Annotated in this window: 22 protein-coding genes; 8 read left to right on the top strand and 14 right to left on the bottom strand. The window is 51.5% G+C overall.

All coding sequences use genetic code 11. The features are described 5' to 3' along the window. Nucleotides 1-7 precede the first annotated feature (7 nt). The 4 genes from Q4526_RS02495 to rpoE all read right to left on the bottom strand — a co-directional run bounded on the left by Q4526_RS02495 (nucleotide 8) and on the right by rpoE (nucleotide 3,003). Complete coding sequence (locus tag Q4526_RS02495) at nucleotides 8-463, bottom strand: SoxR reducing system RseC family protein (RefSeq protein ID WP_215975156.1); 456 nt, start codon at nucleotides 461-463, stop codon at nucleotides 8-10. A 3-nt stretch (nucleotides 464-466) separates the two neighbouring features. Next, nucleotides 467-1,474, bottom strand: a complete 1,008-nt coding sequence (locus Q4526_RS02490; RefSeq protein ID WP_215975155.1) for a MucB/RseB C-terminal domain-containing protein — start codon at nucleotides 1,472-1,474, stop codon at nucleotides 467-469. 86 nt (nucleotides 1,475-1,560) lie between these two features. Continuing rightward, nucleotides 1,561-2,220: a sigma-E factor negative regulatory protein gene (locus tag Q4526_RS02485; RefSeq protein WP_215975154.1), complete on the bottom strand. Its 660-nt coding sequence runs from the start codon at nucleotides 2,218-2,220 to the stop codon at nucleotides 1,561-1,563. Between the two features lie 189 nt (nucleotides 2,221-2,409). After that, nucleotides 2,410-3,003 (bottom strand): RNA polymerase sigma factor RpoE, encoded by a 594-nt coding sequence (rpoE, locus tag Q4526_RS02480; RefSeq protein WP_215975153.1) that lies wholly within the window; start codon nucleotides 3,001-3,003, stop codon nucleotides 2,410-2,412. Between the two features lie 269 nt (nucleotides 3,004-3,272). On the opposite strand from rpoE, the gene nadB reads away from it, so the two are divergent. Further along, nucleotides 3,273-4,901, top strand: a complete 1,629-nt coding sequence (gene nadB, locus Q4526_RS02475) for an L-aspartate oxidase (protein WP_215975152.1) — start codon at nucleotides 3,273-3,275, stop codon at nucleotides 4,899-4,901. On the opposite strand, the gene Q4526_RS02470 is transcribed toward nadB, so the two are convergent. From Q4526_RS02470 to Q4526_RS02455, 4 genes are all read right to left on the bottom strand, one after another. Beyond that, on the bottom strand, nucleotides 4,882-5,379 hold the full coding sequence (locus Q4526_RS02470; RefSeq protein ID WP_215975151.1) for a protein YgfX: 498 nt from the start codon (nucleotides 5,377-5,379) through the stop codon (nucleotides 4,882-4,884). The genes nadB and Q4526_RS02470 overlap by 20 nt on opposite strands. Next, entirely contained in the window at nucleotides 5,348-5,554 is a 207-nt protein-coding gene (locus tag Q4526_RS02465; protein WP_303604373.1) for a succinate dehydrogenase assembly factor 2, read from the bottom strand. Before Q4526_RS02465 ends, Q4526_RS02470 begins: the two co-directional genes overlap by 32 nt. A 145-nt stretch (nucleotides 5,555-5,699) precedes the next feature. Then, nucleotides 5,700-7,070 (bottom strand): Do family serine endopeptidase, encoded by a 1,371-nt coding sequence (locus tag Q4526_RS02460; protein WP_303609514.1) that lies wholly within the window; start codon nucleotides 7,068-7,070, stop codon nucleotides 5,700-5,702. Nucleotides 7,071-7,325: 255 nt separating this feature from the next. Beyond that, on the bottom strand, nucleotides 7,326-8,222 hold the full coding sequence (locus tag Q4526_RS02455; RefSeq protein WP_215975148.1) for an OmpA family protein: 897 nt from the start codon (nucleotides 8,220-8,222) through the stop codon (nucleotides 7,326-7,328). A gap of 134 nt (nucleotides 8,223-8,356) precedes the next feature. On the opposite strand from Q4526_RS02455, the gene pyrC reads away from it, so the two are divergent. Next, on the top strand, nucleotides 8,357-9,397 hold the full coding sequence (gene pyrC, locus Q4526_RS02450) for a dihydroorotase (RefSeq protein WP_215975147.1): 1,041 nt from the start codon (nucleotides 8,357-8,359) through the stop codon (nucleotides 9,395-9,397). A gap of 54 nt (nucleotides 9,398-9,451) precedes the next feature. Next, nucleotides 9,452-10,060 (top strand): ribonuclease T, encoded by a 609-nt coding sequence (gene rnt / locus Q4526_RS02445; protein ID WP_215975180.1) that lies wholly within the window; start codon nucleotides 9,452-9,454, stop codon nucleotides 10,058-10,060. An 11-nt stretch (nucleotides 10,061-10,071) separates the two neighbouring features. Here rnt and Q4526_RS02440 read toward each other — a convergent pair whose 3' ends face one another. After that, entirely contained in the window at nucleotides 10,072-10,545 is a 474-nt protein-coding gene (locus tag Q4526_RS02440) for a MaoC family dehydratase (protein WP_215975146.1), read from the bottom strand. 277 nt (nucleotides 10,546-10,822) lie between these two features. On the opposite strand from Q4526_RS02440, the gene Q4526_RS02435 reads away from it, so the two are divergent. The 5 genes from Q4526_RS02435 (at nucleotide 10,823) to Q4526_RS02415 (ending at nucleotide 16,079) form a co-directional block, all read left to right on the top strand. Next, entirely contained in the window at nucleotides 10,823-11,641 is an 819-nt protein-coding gene (locus Q4526_RS02435; RefSeq protein ID WP_215975145.1) for a universal stress protein, read from the top strand. Nucleotides 11,642-11,893: 252 nt separating this feature from the next. Further along, nucleotides 11,894-13,045: an N-acetylglucosamine-6-phosphate deacetylase gene (nagA, locus tag Q4526_RS02430; protein ID WP_215975144.1), complete on the top strand. Its 1,152-nt coding sequence runs from the start codon at nucleotides 11,894-11,896 to the stop codon at nucleotides 13,043-13,045. 15 nt (nucleotides 13,046-13,060) lie between these two features. Then, nucleotides 13,061-13,852: a glucosamine-6-phosphate deaminase gene (gene nagB, locus Q4526_RS02425; RefSeq protein WP_215975143.1), complete on the top strand. Its 792-nt coding sequence runs from the start codon at nucleotides 13,061-13,063 to the stop codon at nucleotides 13,850-13,852. Nucleotides 13,853-13,910: 58 nt separating this feature from the next. Then, the gene (locus Q4526_RS02420) at nucleotides 13,911-15,116 is read left to right on the top strand and encodes a DUF5009 domain-containing protein (protein ID WP_215975142.1); all 1,206 of its coding nucleotides are present in this window, start codon (nucleotides 13,911-13,913) and stop codon (nucleotides 15,114-15,116) included. 36 nt (nucleotides 15,117-15,152) lie between these two features. Beyond that, a complete protein-coding gene (locus tag Q4526_RS02415; protein WP_215975141.1) occupies nucleotides 15,153-16,079 on the top strand; it encodes a histone deacetylase family protein in 927 nt (308 codons plus the stop codon). Nucleotides 16,080-16,283: 204 nt separating this feature from the next. Here Q4526_RS02415 and Q4526_RS02410 read toward each other — a convergent pair whose 3' ends face one another. The 5 genes from Q4526_RS02410 to Q4526_RS02390 form a co-directional block, all read right to left on the bottom strand. Next, entirely contained in the window at nucleotides 16,284-16,760 is a 477-nt protein-coding gene (locus tag Q4526_RS02410; protein ID WP_215975140.1) for a GNAT family N-acetyltransferase, read from the bottom strand. A gap of 82 nt (nucleotides 16,761-16,842) precedes the next feature. Then, nucleotides 16,843-17,532, bottom strand: a complete 690-nt coding sequence (locus Q4526_RS02405; RefSeq protein WP_215975139.1) for an ankyrin repeat domain-containing protein — start codon at nucleotides 17,530-17,532, stop codon at nucleotides 16,843-16,845. 179 nt (nucleotides 17,533-17,711) lie between these two features. After that, nucleotides 17,712-18,935, bottom strand: a complete 1,224-nt coding sequence (locus Q4526_RS02400; protein WP_215975138.1) for a DUF3800 domain-containing protein — start codon at nucleotides 18,933-18,935, stop codon at nucleotides 17,712-17,714. Between the two features lie 990 nt (nucleotides 18,936-19,925). Further along, entirely contained in the window at nucleotides 19,926-20,171 is a 246-nt protein-coding gene (locus tag Q4526_RS02395; RefSeq protein WP_215975137.1) for a Rho-binding antiterminator, read from the bottom strand. Continuing rightward, on the bottom strand, nucleotides 20,168-20,500 hold the full coding sequence (locus Q4526_RS02390; RefSeq protein WP_215975136.1) for a hypothetical protein: 333 nt from the start codon (nucleotides 20,498-20,500) through the stop codon (nucleotides 20,168-20,170). The genes Q4526_RS02395 and Q4526_RS02390 overlap by 4 nt, the downstream gene beginning before the upstream one ends. Nucleotides 20,501-20,547 lie beyond the last annotated feature (47 nt).

The raw sequence follows: 20,547 nt of genomic DNA, 5'->3' as shown, positions 1-20,547 counted from the left end.
GGGGAAATTAACTGACGTGAACCACTTGCTGGTGATCGACTAGCACTGGCTGTAAACGACTGTCGTGGCGGGTGACATGAGCGCGCCAACGCACCAGTGCGCCTCCACCCAAAAGCCCAGCCAAACCCGCCAATGTGGTTAGGCCTTCGCCCCACCCTAATTGATGAGCTCCAAGAGTAAAGCCGAGCATGGAGATCAGTGGCAACAGGTAGACAAGCATAGAGCCATTGGCCACGACAGCCTCTGGCACACCCAGCTCAATTTCATCGCCCACGTCATAGTCGGTACTATCGCGCCCGCCCAGTGACACCCACAGGTAAGTAGTGTGGCCGGCGAATCTAGCCAACAAGCTCTGGCCACAACCTTTTTGCGCCGCACAGGAGCCACAGGTGGAACGGCTGATGGTTTCCACCCACAGGCCATCTGTTTCAACGGCTACGACTTTACCCGATTCTATTAACACGCACTAACCTGCTGGTTGTTTCTCGTCTAGGGGGACAATCGACTGGCCAACTCGCTCAGCCACGGCAGCGGGAATCTCGCCCACGACGGTGAGTTGATAGAGTTGATCGGCGCGACTAACACCACCCAGGTAAAAATTGGTGGCCCCACGCTGTGCACGGGCTTCCATTGCCACCGTGCCGGCGATAGGGTCGAGAAAGACCGAAAACGTCGACAGACCATCAGTATACATTAGCATGTCGACCTTATCGCGCACTTCCCGCTGACCAGAGAACGCAAAACCCTCTGGAATCCAACCCATTTGCCAGGTATCGGGCTGTTCATCCGCCGCCGGATTGCACTGGGCGACCTCTTCTGCCGCCAGCCGGTGGGAAATATGGGCGCCGCGCTCGCTACTAAACTGCTCGGTCGCCACCCCCACTTCTAGCTCAACAAATTGAAATTGCTCCACCGGGCGCTGATTGTTATCCAACAACGTAGATTTAAGGACTAAGCCGGTTTCGCGATCGATACTGAACAGGTAGCCAAAACGGAAGGCATCGCGCGGCACAATATGCAAAACCGTGGCGGCCCGGCCAGCGATACGCTCTAACCCCAGCACCCTGAAATGATAAAACTGCTCCAGCCGGGAATACTCATCGGCCAGTTTATCGGCGCGATGAGTGATCAACTGATCACTCATCATACGGCACTCTAGATCTTTACTGATTAGGGCTTCGCGCTCGGGGCCTTGTAAATAATAAAGCCGCTGATACTCAGTGCCCTCGTCCACCCAGTGTTGGAGCCGAAAACTTTCGGTGCCGATGGTGTCTTGGTGGGTAAAGGTACCGGCATAATTTAGCACACGTCGGTGTTCGGACATTTTCACCAACAGCTCGCTGACCGAACGTATAGTGACTTCGTCGGTGGTATTGCCGGGCTGTTGGGCGTTATCTGGGAGGGTGGTGGTTTGCGCCTGTACAGCGCCGATGGACAAGGCCATCAGCATCAAGGCGCCGGCTAGCCGACTCATGGTTGTTTTCTCTGCTGGTGACTTTGCTCTGTACAGGTTACCTTGGGGTGCGCGGCAAACTGCACAGATATTGTATAAACGGGTTACTACTCTTCTTCGATGAGAGGCACCCGAGCATGAGGAACTATACCAGAAGCGCTATTCACAGCCGCTTGATCGGTGTGCTGCTCTAACAACTGATGCAAATAGTGTTTTACCTCGTCACTGGAAACTTGCACATTGGGGCGGCGTGATTCCACCACTACCGGGCGGCGAGTCGCCGGTTGGTAGACCGACTGAGCACTGACCTGACGGGTCGGCAGCGCCGGCGCGTTAAAGCCTACTGGCAGCGATACATCAGCGGCGGTAATGGTTTTTTCTGCCGGGGTGGCATCGGCCATAATTTCAGCGGTGAGGTCTTCGCCCTGATAAAACTGAGCGCCCACCACCAGAGCACCGGCCACGGAGGCGGCAATGGCCGCTTGCCCCATGCCGCGCCACACGCGTGACAATCGACCGGTGGTAACCGTTGGTTCATCTTCAAGTGCAGCACTGAGGCTGGCGGCAAAACCTTCTGGCGCCATTTGGGGCGGCAAATCAGAACGTATCGCCGAGCTTGCCACCTGATAGCGCGACCAAGTCGCTTGTACATCGGGCTGCTCGCCGCTGGATTTTAAGATCCGAGCAAACTCTAGCTCGCTGGCTTCGCCGTCCACCATGGCTGAAACGGATTCGGCCAATTGGGCCTTGTGAGACGTGTCTGTCATGCTCGCATTTACCTTTATTTACCGCCTTTTGCCTATTAATCAGCTCAACACGGCGATTCAGTCAATCGGTACCCGCTGTACAAAAACCGAACGCTAACATAGCGTAGTGCGGGCCACATTACAAAGATTTACATCTGCTAATCCTTTCTGACACTCCCTCCAGACAAAGGTTCAGCTTCCATTCAGGAATTAATCAGTTTTTTCGAGCAAAGGGTGAATACGCTTATCAATCGCATCGCGTGCCCGGAAAATACGCGAGCGCACGGTTCCCACCGGGCAGTCCATAATTGCGGCAATGTCCTCGTAGCTGAGCCCTTCCATCTCTCGCAGGGTCACCGCCGAGCGCAGATCTTCGGGCAACTCCCGAATAGCCGCATCCACCTCGCGCTGAATTTCATCGCACATTAGGCTGGTTTCCGGCGTCTCCATATCTTTCAACAGATCCGATCCGGAGTAATATTCAGCGTCCTCCATCTCGACATCCGACGCAGGAGGACGCCGCGAGCGCGACACCAAATGGTTTTTAGCGGTATTAATGGCGATGCGATAGAGCCATGTATAAAAGGCACTCTCACCGCGAAACTTTGCCAGTGCCCGGTAGGCCTTGATAAACGCCTCCTGGGCGACATCCTGCACTTCGGCGTGATCGCGAATATAGCGGCCAATAATGGAAAATATCTTGTGTTGATACTTAAGTACCAACAGGTCGAAAGCGCGTTTATCGCCTTTTTGTACCCGCTCGACCAGTTGCTGGTCAGTATCAGGCGCAGATTGCGCTGTCATTCGTAAACCCCCAAACACCCGCTCGATAAGCCGGTGACATTCAAATTCCACTGTGCCATAGCCGGCACTGACCGTCACGGTGAGCCAAACGGCGCCTCATTCCCCATTGACGCCCATAGACACACACTTCTAATAAGAAGTTCCACACATTATACGTATTTCTCTCTACCACTGGGATAAACCGGTGCAATTGGTTAAATAAGCCTCAGCGGGGGCGTAGCGTGCAACAACTTGTTATAATTCGCCCCTATTCGTTATAGCGAGCGTGTATGAAACAGCACCACCACCACGATGTCCTGATTATTGGCTCCGGCGCAGCCGGGCTAACCTTAGCGTTAAGTTTAGCGGAAACAGCCCGGGTTGCCGTGCTCAGCAAGAGCGCGATCAATACAGGCTCAACCTGGTATGCCCAGGGGGGAATTGCCGCGGTACTGGACGATCAAGACACGGTCGATGCACACGTTGCCGACACTCTCGTTGCCGGCGCTGGCCTCTGCCACGAAGACGCGGTGCGTTTTACCGTGGAAAACTCGACTAGCGCGATTGAGTGGCTGATTGAACAGGGGGTGGACTTCACCCGCGAATCCAACTCCGACGACTACCACCTTACCCAAGAGGGCGGGCACAGCCATCGGCGTATCATTCATAGCGCCGACGCCACTGGTAAGGCGGTACACAGCACATTAATAGACCGGGTTCAGGCCCACCCCAACCTCGAGATTTTTGAGAACCATGTGGCTCTCAACCTGATCACTCAGGCTGATTCCGGCTCACGTAAAGTACGCGCCTCAGGCGCCTATGCGCTTAACCGAGGCAATGACCACGTCAGCGTGTTTCAGGCCAAGGTAGTGGTATTGGCTACCGGCGGCGCCAGCAAGGTGTACCTTTACACCAGCAACCCCGACAGTGCCTCGGGCGATGGCATCGCCATGGCCTGGCGCGCCGGGTGTCGGGTCGCCAATATGGAATTCAATCAGTTTCACCCCACTTGCCTGTACCACCCCAAAGCCAAAAGCTTTTTGATCACCGAAGCGCTGCGCGGCGAAGGCGCTTATTTAAAGCTGCCCAATGGCGAGCGCTTTATGCACCGCTTTGACGAACGCGGCGAATTGGCCCCCCGGGATGTCGTCGCCCGCGCCATCGACTATGAGATTAAGCGGCTGGGCTGCGACTGCGTCTATCTGGACATATCCCACAAATCCGAAGCATTTATTAGCGAGCATTTCCCCACGGTCAAAGCCCGCTGTCTGGAATTTGGGATTGATATAACCCAAGATCCCATACCAGTAGTACCGGCGGCGCACTATACCTGTGGCGGCGTGGTGGTCGATCGCAACGGCCAAACCGATCTGGAAAACCTCTACGCCATTGGCGAAACCTCTTTTACCGGCCTACACGGCGCCAACCGTATGGCGTCGAATTCACTGCTGGAGTGTATTGTTTACGCGCAATCGGCCGCTTTGCACATCAAGGGCAAAATCGACTCGGTGGCCACCCCCGCCGACAGCCCCAAGTGGGATGAGTCGCGCGTGACCAATTCCGATGAGGACGTGGTTATCTCTCACAACTGGGACGAGCTGCGGCGTTTTATGTGGGACTATGTTGGCATTGTGCGCACTCACAAACGACTGGAGCGAGCCACGCACCGTATCAAATTGCTGCAAAAAGAGATTGCCGAGTACTACAGCAATTACAAAGTGAGTGGGGATTTGATCGAACTGCGCAACCTGGTGACGGTGGCACAGCTGATTATCCGCTCGGCAATGGAGCGCAAAGAGAGCCGCGGCCTGCATTATTCGCTGGATCACCCCAATTTAAGCAGTATTGCTCGCAATACCATTTTGGTGCCCACCAATTTTGCCGCGCAAGACATTATTGTCAGTGCTGCACCTGAGTAACCAACCACACCCGCAAACGGTGATAATCCTCATGGGCCATGGAGTCAGGTGCCAACAGTAAGTGAGTGCTCCCCCGGCCCGGACTCAAGCTCAAACCGACCAAGCCGGGCCATAGGGTTAATTTTCCTTTTAACCGAACCGGTTGTAAGTGCCCACCCTCCGGAGCCAAAAACCAACTGCCGGCCTCTAAGCGCAAATGCCAAATTCGCTTGAGTTCACCCCGCCCCCTGCTGCCCACAACCGCCACAACGACCACTAACAACCCACTGCAAATGAGCCACCATGCGGATTCTTGCCACTTAAGAGCCGTCACGACCAACAAAGCAAAACCTGCCAAGCTGTGCACTGCAAGGTGCCATGACAATAAAATCCGGGAGGGGAACAGTGTGGTATCGAGATAAACCCCCTCACCGGGATCGGCAAGGGGAGGTGATGTGGCCGAGGCTTTACGGCGCTTTTCCGGTATTTTCTCTGACAATGTGCACAATCCTTTGCAGCTGTGGATCTTCAGGGTCTTGGCGATGCAGCAGCCAGGCAAACATATCCTGATCTTCACATTCCAATAACTTCCAATAACGTTCCTTGTCGGCTTGCTCAAGGGAGGGGTATATATTGTCCAAAAATGGCAGCAAGATTAAATCCAGCTCCAGCATGCCACGACGACTTCCCCAAAATAGGCGATTACGCTCCACTTAAATTGCTCCGAACAGACGATTTTTAACGTTCGCAGTATAACCTAAGTTCCTCACCGGCTTATACAACCCAGGCCAAGTTATGGCCCGGGTTATCACGACTCTATCACTCAGTGTCGATATTAATGGTGCGAATCAGGGGCTGACCACGCCGATAAAAGCGTATGGGATACAGCTTGTCCTCTTTCAGTTCGGAGGACAGATCGCGATAATCATCGGCGTCACTCACCTCGTCATGGCCGAGTTGAACAATCACATCCCCGGGACGCAAGCCGGTTTCAGCCGCGGGAGAGTTTGGCTCCACTTGCCTAACCAGTGCACCTCCATCGAGTTTCCAGCGCTCACGATAGCGGCTGTCTATGTCATCCACCTTCATGCCTAAGCGATCCAGAGCGCCACTGTGGCGCGATTTGCCCGAGGACTGCTCGCTGCCATCCCCGGCCCGCTCGGCCAGAGTAACCTCTAGTGTTTTACGTTTGCCCTTGCGCATTACAGTGAGTTCAACTTCGGTGCCCGGTGCCACACGACCGACCAGTTGCGGCAAGGTGCCCGAGTCTTCTACCGTTTTGCCATCGAACTCGATAACAATATCGCTGGGCAACAACCCTGCCTTTTGCGCTGGGCTTTCATCTTCCACATCATTGACCAGTGCGCCCATGGGCTTATCTAAGCCGAAGGAAATGGCAAGATCGCGGTTAACATCGGTAATATATACGCCCAACCAACCGCGCTGTACCCGCCCATCATCCATCAGTTGCTCGACCACTTCCTGCGCTACATCCGCGGGAATGGAAAAAGACAGGCCATTGGAGCCTCCAGAGCGAGAATAAATTTGCGAATTAATACCGACCACTTCGCCGTTAAGATTAAACAACGGCCCACCGGAGTTGCCGGGGTTGATGGCTACATCGGTTTGAATAAACGGAACATACGAACTTTCATTGGCGCTAATGGAGCGGCCCATGGCGCTGACAATACCGGCACTGGCGGAGTAGTCCAAACCAAAGGGCGAGCCAATCGCCACCACCCATTGCCCCACTTTTAAACTCTCGGCTGGGGCAAACGACAAGGTCGGCAGATTTTTAGCGTCTATTTTTAGCAGGGCCAAATCCGACAATGGATCTACCCCCACCACCTCGGCGACCAACTCACGCTGATCAAACAAACGCACCACCACCTCATCGGCATCGTCGATGACATGATTGTTGGTCAGCACATGGCCCTCGGAGGAAATAATAAAACCCGACCCCATCGACCGGGCATTGCGCTCGCGCGGATTGGGCTGGCCAAAAAAGTGTCGGTGCGACTCGGGAATCTGATCCAAAAAGGATGGGCCACCCGATACGGTTTTGCTGGTGGTGATTTTGACCACCGCGGGCACACTATTTTCAATTAACTCGGTAAATTCAGGCAGAGCTGCCGCACGAACGGCCATGCCAGAAAACACCAAAACCACACTCATTACTATCTGTGTCATCAACACTCTGTGCTGCATGCAATCACTACCTCTATAGATTGGACCCTACCCTTCGGCAACAGCCGAGGGCGTCAATATCGAGGGTTTTGACCAACGCACTAGAGGAAAATTCCGAAGCTTAATATATTTTTACGCAATGAATAAAACGAAAGGGATTTGCACTTGCAGGCAACGGGGCTCGGCACCAATTCCAATGCAAGTAGACGGCAGCATTAAACCGTCGAGCGTGCGCGATTCACATATCTCTCACAAAGGTTAGTTGGCTCGGGCAAGCGCTTCCGGATCCGGTTCGAAACGATCAACGCGCACGGTGACGCGCCTATTTTGCGCCCGCCCTGCAGCGCTTCGATTGGAGGCAATGGGGTAGCGCTCTCCGTGCCACCGCACTTCGATTAACCCCTCTGGTACACCGCGCTCGATTAAATAATTCACCACATATTCCGCACGCTTTTGCGACAGAACCAAGTTATCGGCACGAAGCCCGGCGCCATCGGCATGGCCATCAATCACCAGTGCGGTGATATAGGGGTCGGCTAAAACATAGCGAGCCAGATTGTCGAGCGTTTGCTGCTCGCTATCGTCAAACTCATCCGTACCGCCAGGAAAGAGAATGGATGTGCGGCGCACCTGGTCGTAATTGACAGGCAGCAAGCCGGATAAACACGTTTGGTACTCCGCCAGCGCCTGACGAATGCGTATCGGCTCAATAATCACATCCACCACATCGCTCGACTCGTACCAACTGTCGCCACGCAACAGCAGTTGCCGCCCCTCTATCAGCTCTTGCAATAACTGTTGTGAGTCTCGCCAATCCAGGCTGACCGAATCGGTATCGCCCACCGATAATTCACGCATCGAATAGTGTTCGCCAACACTGCGCCAGCGCGGAGCCAGAGAAAACAACTCGGCCTGGCCCGGTTTTAATTGGCGGTTAAGCTCGGTCAGCGAAAAACGCTGAGTCTCGCCGGCCCGGCGCATAAAGACGGCCTCCCCCAGCAGGGGAATATCTTGGCGCATCTGGCAGGCAAAGACACTTGCATCGACCTGCCACTGAGTGTTTTCCATAGAGCCTGCGTAGGTGGCAGCGAAACTCGGCGCCACAACCAACCAGCCCAGCAATCCCAACCCTATGTCAATAACGCGTATTTTCACCCGTGCGGCTCCAACGATTTAGTCATTTGTGACGATCCCGAGAGAGATCACAGGGGTTATCGGCCTAATCCTGCTGCGCTTTAGCCCCATTTTTGCTAGGATGCACGGCTTTAAACTTCCCTGTGTGCATTGGTATGACAAACAAAATTACCCTGATTCGGCCCGACGATTGGCATATTCACCTGCGAGATGGTGACTCTCTCGCCCGCACGGTACCCGATGCCGCCCGGCAATTTGCCCGCAGCATCGTCATGCCCAATCTGGTACCCCCGGTCACCAATGCCAATGAGGCCTCGGCTTATCGTGAGCGTATCAAAGCCGCCACTCCCGCACAGGCTCAGTTTGAACCCCTTATGGTGCTCTATCTAACCGACAATACCCAGCCGGAAGATATCGTAGCCGCCAAAGCCGCCGGAGTAGTGGCCTGTAAACTCTACCCCGCCGGCGCTACCACCAACTCCGACTCGGGCGTCACAGATATCAACAATATTTACCCGGTACTGGAGGCCATGCAGCGCGAAGGCATTCTGTTTTTAGTACACGGTGAAGTCACCGATAGCGCGATTGATATTTTCGATCGGGAGAAGGTGTTTCTCGACACCATTTTGGGCCCCGTGGTCAGTGACTTCCCCGATTTAAAAATCGTACTGGAACATATCACCACCGCCGATGCCGCCGACTTCGTTAGATCGGCCAATGCTAATGTAGCGGCCACGATTACCGCTCATCACCTGTTGTACAACCGCAACCATATGCTGGTGGGGGGGATTAAGCCGCATTACTATTGCCTGCCGATTCTCAAGCGCATGACCCACCAAGACGCACTGGTGGCAGCCGCCACCAGTGGCAATCCCAAGTTCTTTTTGGGAACGGATTCTGCACCGCACACTAAAAACAAAAAAGAAGCCGCTTGTGGCTGTGCCGGTAGCTACACCGCCTACAGCGCTATTGAACTCTACGCCGAAGCCTTTGATCGGGCCGGAGCACTGGATAAACTAGAAGCTTTTGCCAGTCATTTTGGGCCGGACTTCTACGGTCTGGCGCGCAACACAGACACCATAACGCTGACCCGCGGGAGCTGGCAATTGCCGCAAACACTGCCCTATCTCGATGAAACCATTGTCCCTCTGTGTGCGGGAGAAACCCTCAATTGGAAACTGGCGACTATCGCTTAAGGATCTATCGTGAAGCCAAGCCCTCCGGAGTTTGAAAAAGATAACGCATCCCCCATGGCGCAACGCTTTCGCGGTTTTTTGCCGGTGGTGGTTGACGTTGAAACCGGCGGTTTTAACTGCGCCCGGGACGCCCTGCTAGAGGTAGCAGCGGTAACTCTGACCATGGACAGCAACGGCCTGATTATTCCCGAACAGACCCTGGAGTTTCATGTCGACCCGTTTGAGGGGGCCAACATTGAACAGTCGGCACTGGATTTTACCGGAATCGATCTCGACAGCGAAACACGACTAGCGATTCCGGAAGAGATGGCAATGACCGAGCTATTGCAGGGCATTCGCCGCGCTGTACGCCAGCAAGGCTGTACCCGCGCCGTGATGGTGGGCCACAACGCCCACTTTGACCTGGGGTTTGTCAATGCGGCCATTGAGCGCTGCGATATTAAACGCAATCCCTTTCACCCGTTTTCTTGTTTCGATACAGCTACGCTTTCCGGCCTGGCTTACGGCCACACCGTATTAGCCAAAACCTGCCAATTAGCCGGTATCGAATTTTCCAACAGCGCCGCTCACAGTGCCGCCTACGACGCCGAAAAAACCGCCGAGCTGTTCTGCAACATTGTCAATCGTTGGCACAACCTGGGCGGCTGGCCGCCGCCACTGTAAGCTGGCCCTGCTCAGTCGATCGTGATGGCGGGTAAATCTGGCGCCTGCAAGGTTCCGCCCGCAGCCGGCGCAATCACATCGGCCTCCCCCTTGGCCAAAACCACTCCATTCTGATTTGTCACGCTGCACGCTAAGGTCACCAATTTCATGCGAGCCTTTAGGCCGGTAACGGTTAAGGTCACCGTGGCGGTATCGCCAAGCTTTACGGGTTGCTTAAATTGCAGGGATTGGCTCCGGTAGACTGAGCCTGGGCCCGGTAATTGCGTGGCAATTGCAGCCGATACCAATGCCCCCAACCACATACCGTGGCCAATTCTTTCGCCAAACACCGTACCGGCCGCAAACTCGGCGTCCAGGTGAACCGGATTGACATCGCCACTGGTGGCCGCAAACAATACCAGATCGGCCTCGGTCAACGTTTTGCTATAGCTCGCGGTTTGATCAATCGCCAGGTCATCAAAGCCGATGCTTGTAAGCTGAGTCATATTTACCTCTTAATTGTGTACAAAAGCGCTATTGTACCCCCTAGTGAGACTTTCTCTGCTACCAAGGAGCCGAGCAAGTTGATATGCTTAGGTTTGAAGCGGAAATGATCTGGCCAAGTCACAGCTATTGCCCAAGCACAGACTGATAGCTGCACTTGGCTGACCGCCTTATAACAGGCTCCGGGGCTACAAAATGCTAATATTTTTGCCCCGGTGAACGCTAAACCGGCAAGCCCCACAGGCTTACCGTTACCACCGAGAATACTTAGGAGAATCCATGCCCAAGCAGCAGAAGATGTTTGTTGTTGTGGACCCAAACGACGAACAACACGTCGCGCTAGAGCGGGTCAAACGCACGTCGCAATTACAGAAAGTAAAGCCTTTCGTCCACGTCTTTGTCGCTGTTGATGGCGATGCCGTCGACACCCGCGCTTACAATGCCAATCTGGTTCGCGATCAAAGCTGGTTTGACGAACAAATCCGCAGCACGCTTAACGATGCGGGTGTGGAGCATTTAATTGAAGTTTCTTGGTCATCTGAGTGGCAAGAGTCCATCATGCAAGCGGCCAAACGAGCCAATGCTGACCTGATTTACTTGCCGGTGCACGCCAAAACTGCCAACCGACGTTTTCTGTTTACCGAATCCAAGTGGGAACTGCTTAAAGGCGCCTCCTGCCCAGTGGTTCTGATTCGCCCGGGCGCGCACGAAGAACGCAAAACCGTGTTGGCCGCCGTCAACTTCCAGGCCACTCGCAATGTTCAAATTGAATTGAACGAGAAAATTCTGGAAACGGCGCGCAATATCTGCGGTGTTTACAACGCAGATATGCATGTAGTTAACGGTTACATGGACTCCATGAACTACCCCGATCGCGGCCGACTCGCGAAAGAAACCGGCGTAGACACCGATCGAATTCATGTCGACCACGGCTACACCTCCGATGTGGTTTCTAAGATTGCGGAAAACATCAATGCCGATTTGGTGATTATGGGTACCTTAGGCCAAAACGGTATGACCAAAACCCGCCGGGGCAACACTTCCGAGCGCCTAATTGACGCACTCGATACCGATGTAATGGTGATTAACCACGGCTAATGATAGGCGTTAAATCACCCCCCAAAAGCCCGCTTATTAGCGGGCTTTTGGTTTTTTACGCCTTAGCTAACGGTCGCCGAACGCATAAACGTTACAGTGGTACCACACTGGCCATGGATGATTAAGTATGGCTGAAAACCCTCGTCAATCACCGTAATGGTGCTCAGTGATTGCAAAATGCCCAATTCCGGTCGATAATAAGAACGATATTGGGCTGCGGCCTATCTTATGACTATCGCAGGTTAAAGTGACATGAAACAAGCTCTTGTGGGCGCGCGTATATTTACCGGTGATCAATTTCTCGACAATCGGGCTGTGGTTATCGAAGGCACTGAGGTTATTTCATTACCCGAAAATGACAACGTTGTCCGTCAGTATCCTGATGCGGAGATCATCCCCCTTGCAGGTGGCATTCTCGCCCCCGGCTTTATTGACCTACAAGTCAATGGCGGTGGCGGTGCATTTTTCACCAATGACCCCAGCGTCAGCGCCCTGCAAACCATGCTAGACGGTCACCGCCCTACCGGTACTACCAGTATGCTCCCTACACTTATCAGCGATACACGCCCCAATCATCAGGCCGGAGTGAAAGCCGTATCCGACGCCATCAACGCGGGCATGAATGGTATTTTAGGGATTCATATTGAAGGTCCTTTTTTCGATATGGACAAGCGCGGTGCGCACAACGCCAAGTACATCCGCGGTATCGAGCAGGAAGATATGCAATGGCTGACCGCCATTGAGGGATTCAAAGTAATGCTCACCCTGGCCCCCGAGCACGCCGCCAGCGGCCAAGTGAGACAGCTGTGTCAGGCGGGCATCTTCGTCGCCGCCGGCCATACCAATGCCCATTACGAAGACGTGGTAGCGGCCATTGCTGACGGCTTAACGGGCTTTACCCACTTATTTAACGCAATGCGCCCACAAAGCGGGCGCGAACCCGGCGTGGTGGGGGCAGCACTCGAAAGCGACACCACATGGTGCGGCATTATTTGCGACAACCACCATGTACACCCCGGTTCGGTCAGAGTCGCCCTCAACGCCAAGCCCTTAGGCAAGCTATACCTGGTGACCGATGCAATGTCCACGGTAGGCAGCGAACAAAAATCGTTCACCATTTACGGCGAAGAGATTTTCGAGCACAACGGCGCTCTGGTAAACGCCGAAGGCCGGCTGGCTGGCAGTGCCATCGGCATGATCGATGCGGTGCGTATTGCCCATCGCGATGTTGGCATTTCCTTAAGTGAAAGCTTGCGGATGGCCTCTTTGTACCCCGCTGAATATATGAAACTCAATCAAACACTGGGCCGCATAGATCCGCACTACCGAGCAGATTTAGTGCACTTTACCGACGACTTTAACGTTACGGCTACCTGGGTGGCCGGTGACTACCAACAACACTGATTTGCCGGAGCAATCATGAAAGTTATCATCTTAGAAGACGCCGCATCGGTTGCCGCCTACGGCGCCAATATTTTTAAAAAACAACTGCAGAAAAAACCCAACTCGGTTCTGGGTTTAGCCACCGGCTCCACGCCTGTTGCTCTTTACAAAGAACTGATTGCTTTAAATAAAGCCAATGAACTGTCTTTTGCCAAGGCAACCAGCTTTAACTTAGACGAATACTTAGGGCTGGATGGCGAGCACCCACAAAGCTATCGCCATTTTATGAATGAGCACTTGTTTGACCATGTCGATATCGACAAAAGCAATACGCAGGTTCCGCCCGGCAACGCCGACGACCCTATTGCCGCGTGTATCGATTACGAAAACGACATCAGCAACGCCGGTGGTATCGACATTCAACTCTTGGGTATCGGGCGCAATGGCCATATTGGCTTTAACGAGCCGTCCAGCTCTCTGGCTTCACGCACCCGTGTGAAAACGCTAACCATGGATACCATTAACGATAATTCACGCTTTTTTAAAGACGATGAATACCAACCACATCTGTCCATTACCATGGGTATCGGGACGATTTTGGAATCCAAGAAAGTGGTGTTACTGGCCACGGGCGAAGCCAAGGCAGAGGCTATTGCCGCGACCGTGGAAGGCCCACTCACCGCCGCCTGCCCCGCGTCTGCCCTGCAAATGCACAAAGATGCCATTATTATTGTCGACGAAGGCGCCGCCTCCAAATTAAAAGACAAGGCCTTTTACAAACACATCGAAGTCGAAAACCAAAAGCTGGAAGAACGCCTGGGCCTGTAAAGCCCACCGCGGCCCGCGCATGGCGCGGGCCCGAAAAAACGCTATAACAGGAATAATAATGAAACAACCTGATCTTGCCGCCAAACGCGTACTGGCGATCGATGTTTTTCGCGGTATCACTATTTTAACCATGGTGTTTGTCAACGAGCTGGCCGGCATTGCCGACATCCCCGGCTGGATGAAACATCTCGCCGCCGATGCCAACGGCATGACTTTTGTAGATTTGGTGTTTCCCGCCTTCTTGTTTATTGTCGGCATGTCGATTCCTTTTGCCTGTGCGGCCCGTTTGCACAAAGGCGACAGCCTGCGCCAACTGTTTGGTCATATTGCCCTGCGCAGCATTAGCCTTATTATTATCGGTGTGTTTATGGTGAATACCCTAAGTGGGTATGACCCCTACACCATGCCTATTGCTATTCATTTATGGACCCTGCTGATGTACGGCGCGGTGCTGTTGCTCTGGTGCCAATACCCGAGCCACTGGCCTGCTGTCATCCCTATAGGGTTACGCACACTCGGCGCCGCGCTACTGGTCACCCTTTGGTATTTATATCAAGGCAAAGCCAACACGGGCATGACGACCCAATGGTGGGGTATTTTAGGGCTGATCGGCTGGGCCTACCTAATGGCAGGTATCGTCTACTTAGGCGCGCTGCAAATCGACAAAGCCCACGCTCAAATCGCCTTTTTAACGCTGGCTGCCCTGGGCTTTTTAGGCCTTTATTTATTACTCAATGGCACCCGGGAATTTGAAGGCTCGGCCTTACAATTATTGGTAGAAAATAACCGCAACAATACCCACACCGCCATCGTTTTAGCGGGGGCAATACTGGCCACGCTTTTTTACCACAACGCGCTAGTGACTCATCGTCGGGGCTATGTCATGATGCTTATACTGTGCAGTGGTATAGCGGCCCTCGCCATCTGGCCCGTGAGCCCGATTTCAAAAATATGGGCGACCCCGACCTGGGCGCTGTTTAGTATTTTTTTCTGCACCCTGATTTTTACGGTTACTCACTATATCGTCGAAGTCAAAAAACATACCCGCTGGTGCCAATTCTTCGCCCCGGCGGCAGCCAACCCACTGTTGGTTTATATACTTCCCTTTATATTGCTGGCAGCGGTTGAACTGGCGGGTATAAATTACCGCCCCGCAATTTTTGACAGTGGCCCCGCCGGTATTTTCTGGTCCGCCTTTTTTGCCCTTGTGATAATGTGGATAGCCGCCATTATGAGTAAAATGGGTGTTAAATTGAAACTGTAACCCAAAATAAATACCTATAGCCGACAATAATAACTTATGACCGTTGTAATCATTAGCCACCCCAGCTGCCAGCAACACTTGGCCCCCGAAGGTCACCCCGAGTGCCCCGAACGGATAGACGCTATTCGCAACCAAATGATTGCCAGTGGGCTGGATTTTGTGGTGAATGAGCGGGATGCGCAAGAAGTCACGGACGCTCAATTGCAAGCCGTACACGATGCCGACTACTTGGCCTCACTCAAGTCATTGCCGCCCTCAAACGGTATTCGGGTATTTGATAACGATGTCTGGATGAGCCCTAAAACACTGCTAGCGGCCCGCCACGCGGCAGGCAGTGGCGTGCAGGCGGTCGACCTTGTACTTACCGGAAAAGCCAAGGGCGTATTTTGCAATGTACGCCCGCCGGGGCACCACGCCGAGCGCCACCGCGCTATGGGTTTTTGTATTTACAACAACATCGCCGTGGCCGCTCAATACGCACTGGACCACCATGGGCTGGAGCGAGTTGCTATTTTGGATTTTGACGTCCACCAAGGCAACGGCACACTGGATATTTTTTTACAGGAACCCCGCGTTCTGTTTTGCTCCACCTTCCAGCACCCCTTTTACCCCAACACCGAACTTATCAACCAGCCCGGCCATATCGTCAACGCCCCCTTAGCCGCTACCGCCAAAGGTGAAGACTTCCGCCAGGCGGTAAAACATTATTGGCTACCCGCGCTGGAGCAATTTCAACCGCAGCTATTATTGATTTCTGCCGGCTTTGACGGCCACCTGCTGGACGACATGTCCTCCGTCAGCCTAACCGAAGCCGACTACGCCTGGGTCACCACCGAATTGCGCGCCTATGTGGATAATCACGACTTCTGCCTTGGCATAGTCTCCATGCTGGAAGGCGGCTACGACCTACCCGCATTAGGGCGCAGCGCAGTAGCGCATATTAAAGCGATGGGGAAATTGTAATACGAGCCTGAAAGAGAGCGTTCAAAACCTGGAAGCTGTTCAATAATCCGCGCCCCAGCTCTCGAAGGGAGCAGCAATACCTGAAAATATATAACCCTTTTCTAGGACTCACTACACCCTTCGACTGCCGCTACTTGTTTGGGAGGAGTTTGGTTGCCTAACGCTTGCAGCATACGCGCGGCACACCTTGCTTAACTGTTTTTGTCATGTCCTTGACTGCTTAATAAATAACTTGCCGCTAATTTCATTGCCATGCTTTTTGATTGCACACTGCCCAGACAAGGAAAAACCACATTTTACCAATACCTTCTCTGATGCTATATTTTTGGCCATTACTTTAGCGACAATATTAACATTTACTGGAAAAGACTCTAAGTTAATAAGAGTTTGGAGTGCGGTAGTACAAAAACCTTTTCCCCAGTAACTTTTGCCAACCCAATACCCAACCTCTACAGACTTTCTATCATGAGGCCAGTAGGAAACACACCCCACAATCTCGTTACAAACTTCAATGGCGAACGGATGGCGATCAGGGTTATTTGAAGTTGCTGTAATCCAGTTGATCGCATCCGTCTCACTATACGGAAAAGGGATATTAGCAGTCCATTCAGATACCGATTCATCTCCAGCTAACAAAGCCACTCTAGCAGCATCTTCTAAAGTAAATTTTCTAAGCTTCATATTCTATTCTGTGACATAACGCTTGAGATCAAGGATGACCGGAAATCTTCGAGGCAGATTGACGCAAGCCCCCTGGATTGAATTATTGGGTTTTTGGTTGAAGTGCTTTAACAACATCGGTGTGCCCATTCTCGACTGCCCACATGGCGGCAGTCTTCCCTTGGTTATCTTTTAAATTGACGTTCACGCCCTTGGAAACCAGAAACTTAACCACATGAGTGTGCCCTTGTATTGCTGCACGAATTAGTGCAGTTTCGCCGTACGCATTCGAAGCATTTAAGTTTTCTCCACGTGCAGCTAGATTCCCAAGGACATCTACGTAACCTGCATCGGCGCAAACAATGCCGCCGGTAAGTCCAATTTTCGAAGTCAAATTTACACTAATTCCTGCTTGTACTAGCTTGTTCGCAACCTCGTGGCGTTTTCTGAAACAGGCTTGAACAAGTGCGCTTTCACCGCCAGCGAGCACGGCGTTTATATCCGCTCCGTTTTTCAGAAGGACTTCTAATGCAGGGCCATTGCCATACTCAGCTGCGTAAAGAAGTGCCGTCCACTGAGCTTTTGTTTTCCGATTCACATCTGCGCCACGATTTATTAAATCTTCAACGGCTGATGTTGCTCCATTGTTTGCTGCGGTCATAAGCGGAGTTACGCTACCATTGATTACAGCATCAATCAAAACACCCTGTTTGATCAGCACGCCTATCGTCTTCGTATCGTTTGAACCGGCTGCAATGTGCAATTGCATCTCTGGGCTGCTGGTTTGTGCCATTGAGACTCCGAACGAAAAGAGCAGCAAAGTAGCAATGAGCGGTAGTATGCGCACGGAGAAACCCTAACGCCCCGCTCAGCTGCGGCTGGTACGGAGCGGCGTTGTGTTAATGTTTGAGCGCCAGCGAGTAACACAAAAGGCGCGTAGTACCAGCCGTCAGACTGGAGCGGTTTGTTAAATTATTTTTCGAGTATCCGTAAGAACTCAACCAATTCAGGATACTTAGTGCCTTTTAATAAATCCACGTCACCTTTACTAGCAACCAAATAACTATTTCTAGCTTTGTTAAGACGCTCTAAAAGAGGTAGAACTAGACTATTCACTCGCTCCACGAAGTCAACTAGGTCTGCATAACTGCTAGGTAGCTTATAGCCCCGATTACAGCTGGCTATTATCACATCTTTATCCCTCAACTTTGACACAATTTGGGACCGAATTGCTTGCTCTGAAACATCGCTAAAACCACAGCTCTCCAAATGATCCAGTAAACACCTAGTTGGGATATAGTCGTCATCGGATGACAGTCGACTTTTAAATAATAGATGATTCAAAACACATACCTGGAGCCTTGTTTCCTCATCACTATATTTACGGTGATTTTCAACATATATTTCGGCTTTAGAAAGTGCATGTGAATGAATGAACCGATCATACTCTTTGCTAGTTTTGTCAGGCTCGAAATATGCCTGATGCTTAGTTGGCCACTCCTTAATATCTAATGCCTTTGATTTAAGTAGCGACCTATAACCTTCCAGCAACGCCGGATTAGACTTACCTTCGTATACCTTTGCAAGCGTACCAACAAGAAAGTCAGCCAATTGAACCAATATATTGTCGTGGCTTGAGACCAAATTTAATTCAGAATCCCAGAAAAGGTCTGGCTTATGATTTTTCTCAATATATTTCTGAAAGCTGAGTTTGAACTCATCACCGCCATGCTCATCTGCAAATACCGCAATGCTAGGGAAATTTTCAAACAACTGCTTATACAAAAGGCCATTGATAAATTTTAAAAACGACCTTTTATACTGAAACCCTCCGTCACGACTTAAAGCATCCTTCTCTACAGCTACTGCGTAAAACTTGAAATCTAAGCCCAATATGCTTTCAAGTATTTTTATACGACGAGAATGACCGTCTCTATCTCTGACGCTACTCGACTTTATCTCGCCTGTTTGAAAATATTTTTTCCGAATAGAATCAACTTCCTGCATTAACGATTCAGATTTTTCATCATCAACAATCACTGCACACACGATGAAATACTTGGACACATCGCGCTTGGCGGTATCTAAATCCGTATTTCCTGATTCATCAATGAATGCTAGAGTTTTGATAGAGCCTGACTCCATGGTGTAATTTAACAGCTTATTAATGTGCGAGTTGAAAAATGCGCCTGGCAATGTATCACGCCTAGATTGTTTTTAAAAACTCGCCACAACTCACTGTATTTTATATTATTTCCTTTAAATTGGCGCATTTTTACAGAAAGGTAAAGAAGCCAACTTGAACAATAACCGGCAATGTATCATGTTTATTAAGTCTCGTGAACTTAGGCTCTTAAACCCATGAAAAACCAGCGAAATATAGAAAATATGGCTAGAAATTGAGGATTCGAAAGTAAGCCGTCTCATGTTCAGCATTGAATTTGACGTAGTACCTAGTTTGATTTTGATGTCTGACGCAAAAACAAAACCCGCTACGAAGTCCCCTTCCCCATCTCATCCAGCCGAATTCGAGCCAATTCTGTGGGTTAATTGCACATGGATGGTCTGAGTGTCTGAGGTCGGACGTCTGATGTCCGACGCAAAAACCAAACTCGCTACGAAGTCCCCAATCCCCATCTCATCCAGCCGAATGCCGATTGATTTTGGTGGTTAATCGCGCATGGATGATGTGAGTGTCTGAGGCCGGACGTCCGATGCCTGACGCAAAAACCAAACTCGCTACGAAGGCCCCTCCCCCATCACATCCAGCCGAATTCGAGCTAATTTTGTGGGTTAATTGCACATGGATGGTGTGAGTGTCTGAGGTCGGACGTCTGATGTCTGATGTCTGACGCAAAAACAATACCCGCTACGAAGTCCCCAATCCCCATCTCATCCAGCCGAATGCCGGTTGATTTTGGTGGTTAATCGCGCATGGACGCGCGATTAAGGAAAAGCGCGGGGGAGCGCGATTTTTTCCGACCACCGAAATCAACCGGTGTGAGGGAACCCGAAGGGCTGAGATGTGCGGGTGGGCTTTCTTTTGGTTACTTTGCTTTGCCCAAACAAAGAAAAGTAACTCGCCACGCCCGGCGACACGGGCATATAAAAAACCGCCTTGACGGCTCCTATAAAACTTCGAACCTCTCGTTTTAGGATGCAAAATAATATCAATATCACACAAATTCAGAGAAATCTAATCACTGCAAAAGCTGCCCCATCGGACAACGCCTTAATGATGACAATATCCTCCAGAGGAACCTGCTTATCGCCACTCTTTAATCGCAACTCAAGACACTCCCGACGACGCTCATCGTAACCCGTGTTATAAGCCACCCCCTCAATGACAGCCCCACTCACTAAGCTCAGCTGCAGCCGATAACTGTGCATACAAGCCAGCTCAAGTAAATCGTGTTGAGCGCAGGAAATCATTCGACAGAAATCGCTGTAACAATGAAAGCAAATAGCAGTACGGCAGACATAACCAATACCGGCAGATAGAAGTAAGGCTTACGATAGTGCTTGCGTCCAAATAAAATGATAAACAGCAGTTTAATGCTCAAAGCCAGCCAAAAAAGATAAACCGCAGCCACACCCGACATGCTCATATTAAACATTAACAAAGCACTGGCAAAGATTCCTATTATTGCAACTTTAGCTTCGTGTAGGAGCGCTTGCATTAATAAGATAAACCAAGCCAACACCAGTGTAACTAGCAAGCAGGTAACGATTATTGGGTCTTGCTTTAAGATTTCAATCATTCGATAGCCAATTTAAATAAAGCAAATTACGAGTGTTTTTAAGAGCG

The sequence above is a fragment of the Gilvimarinus sp. 2_MG-2023 genome, from assembly GCF_030547685.1.
Lineage (GTDB): Bacteria > Pseudomonadota > Gammaproteobacteria > Pseudomonadales > Cellvibrionaceae > Gilvimarinus.
This window is presented reverse-complemented; position numbering and strand designations above follow the sequence as displayed.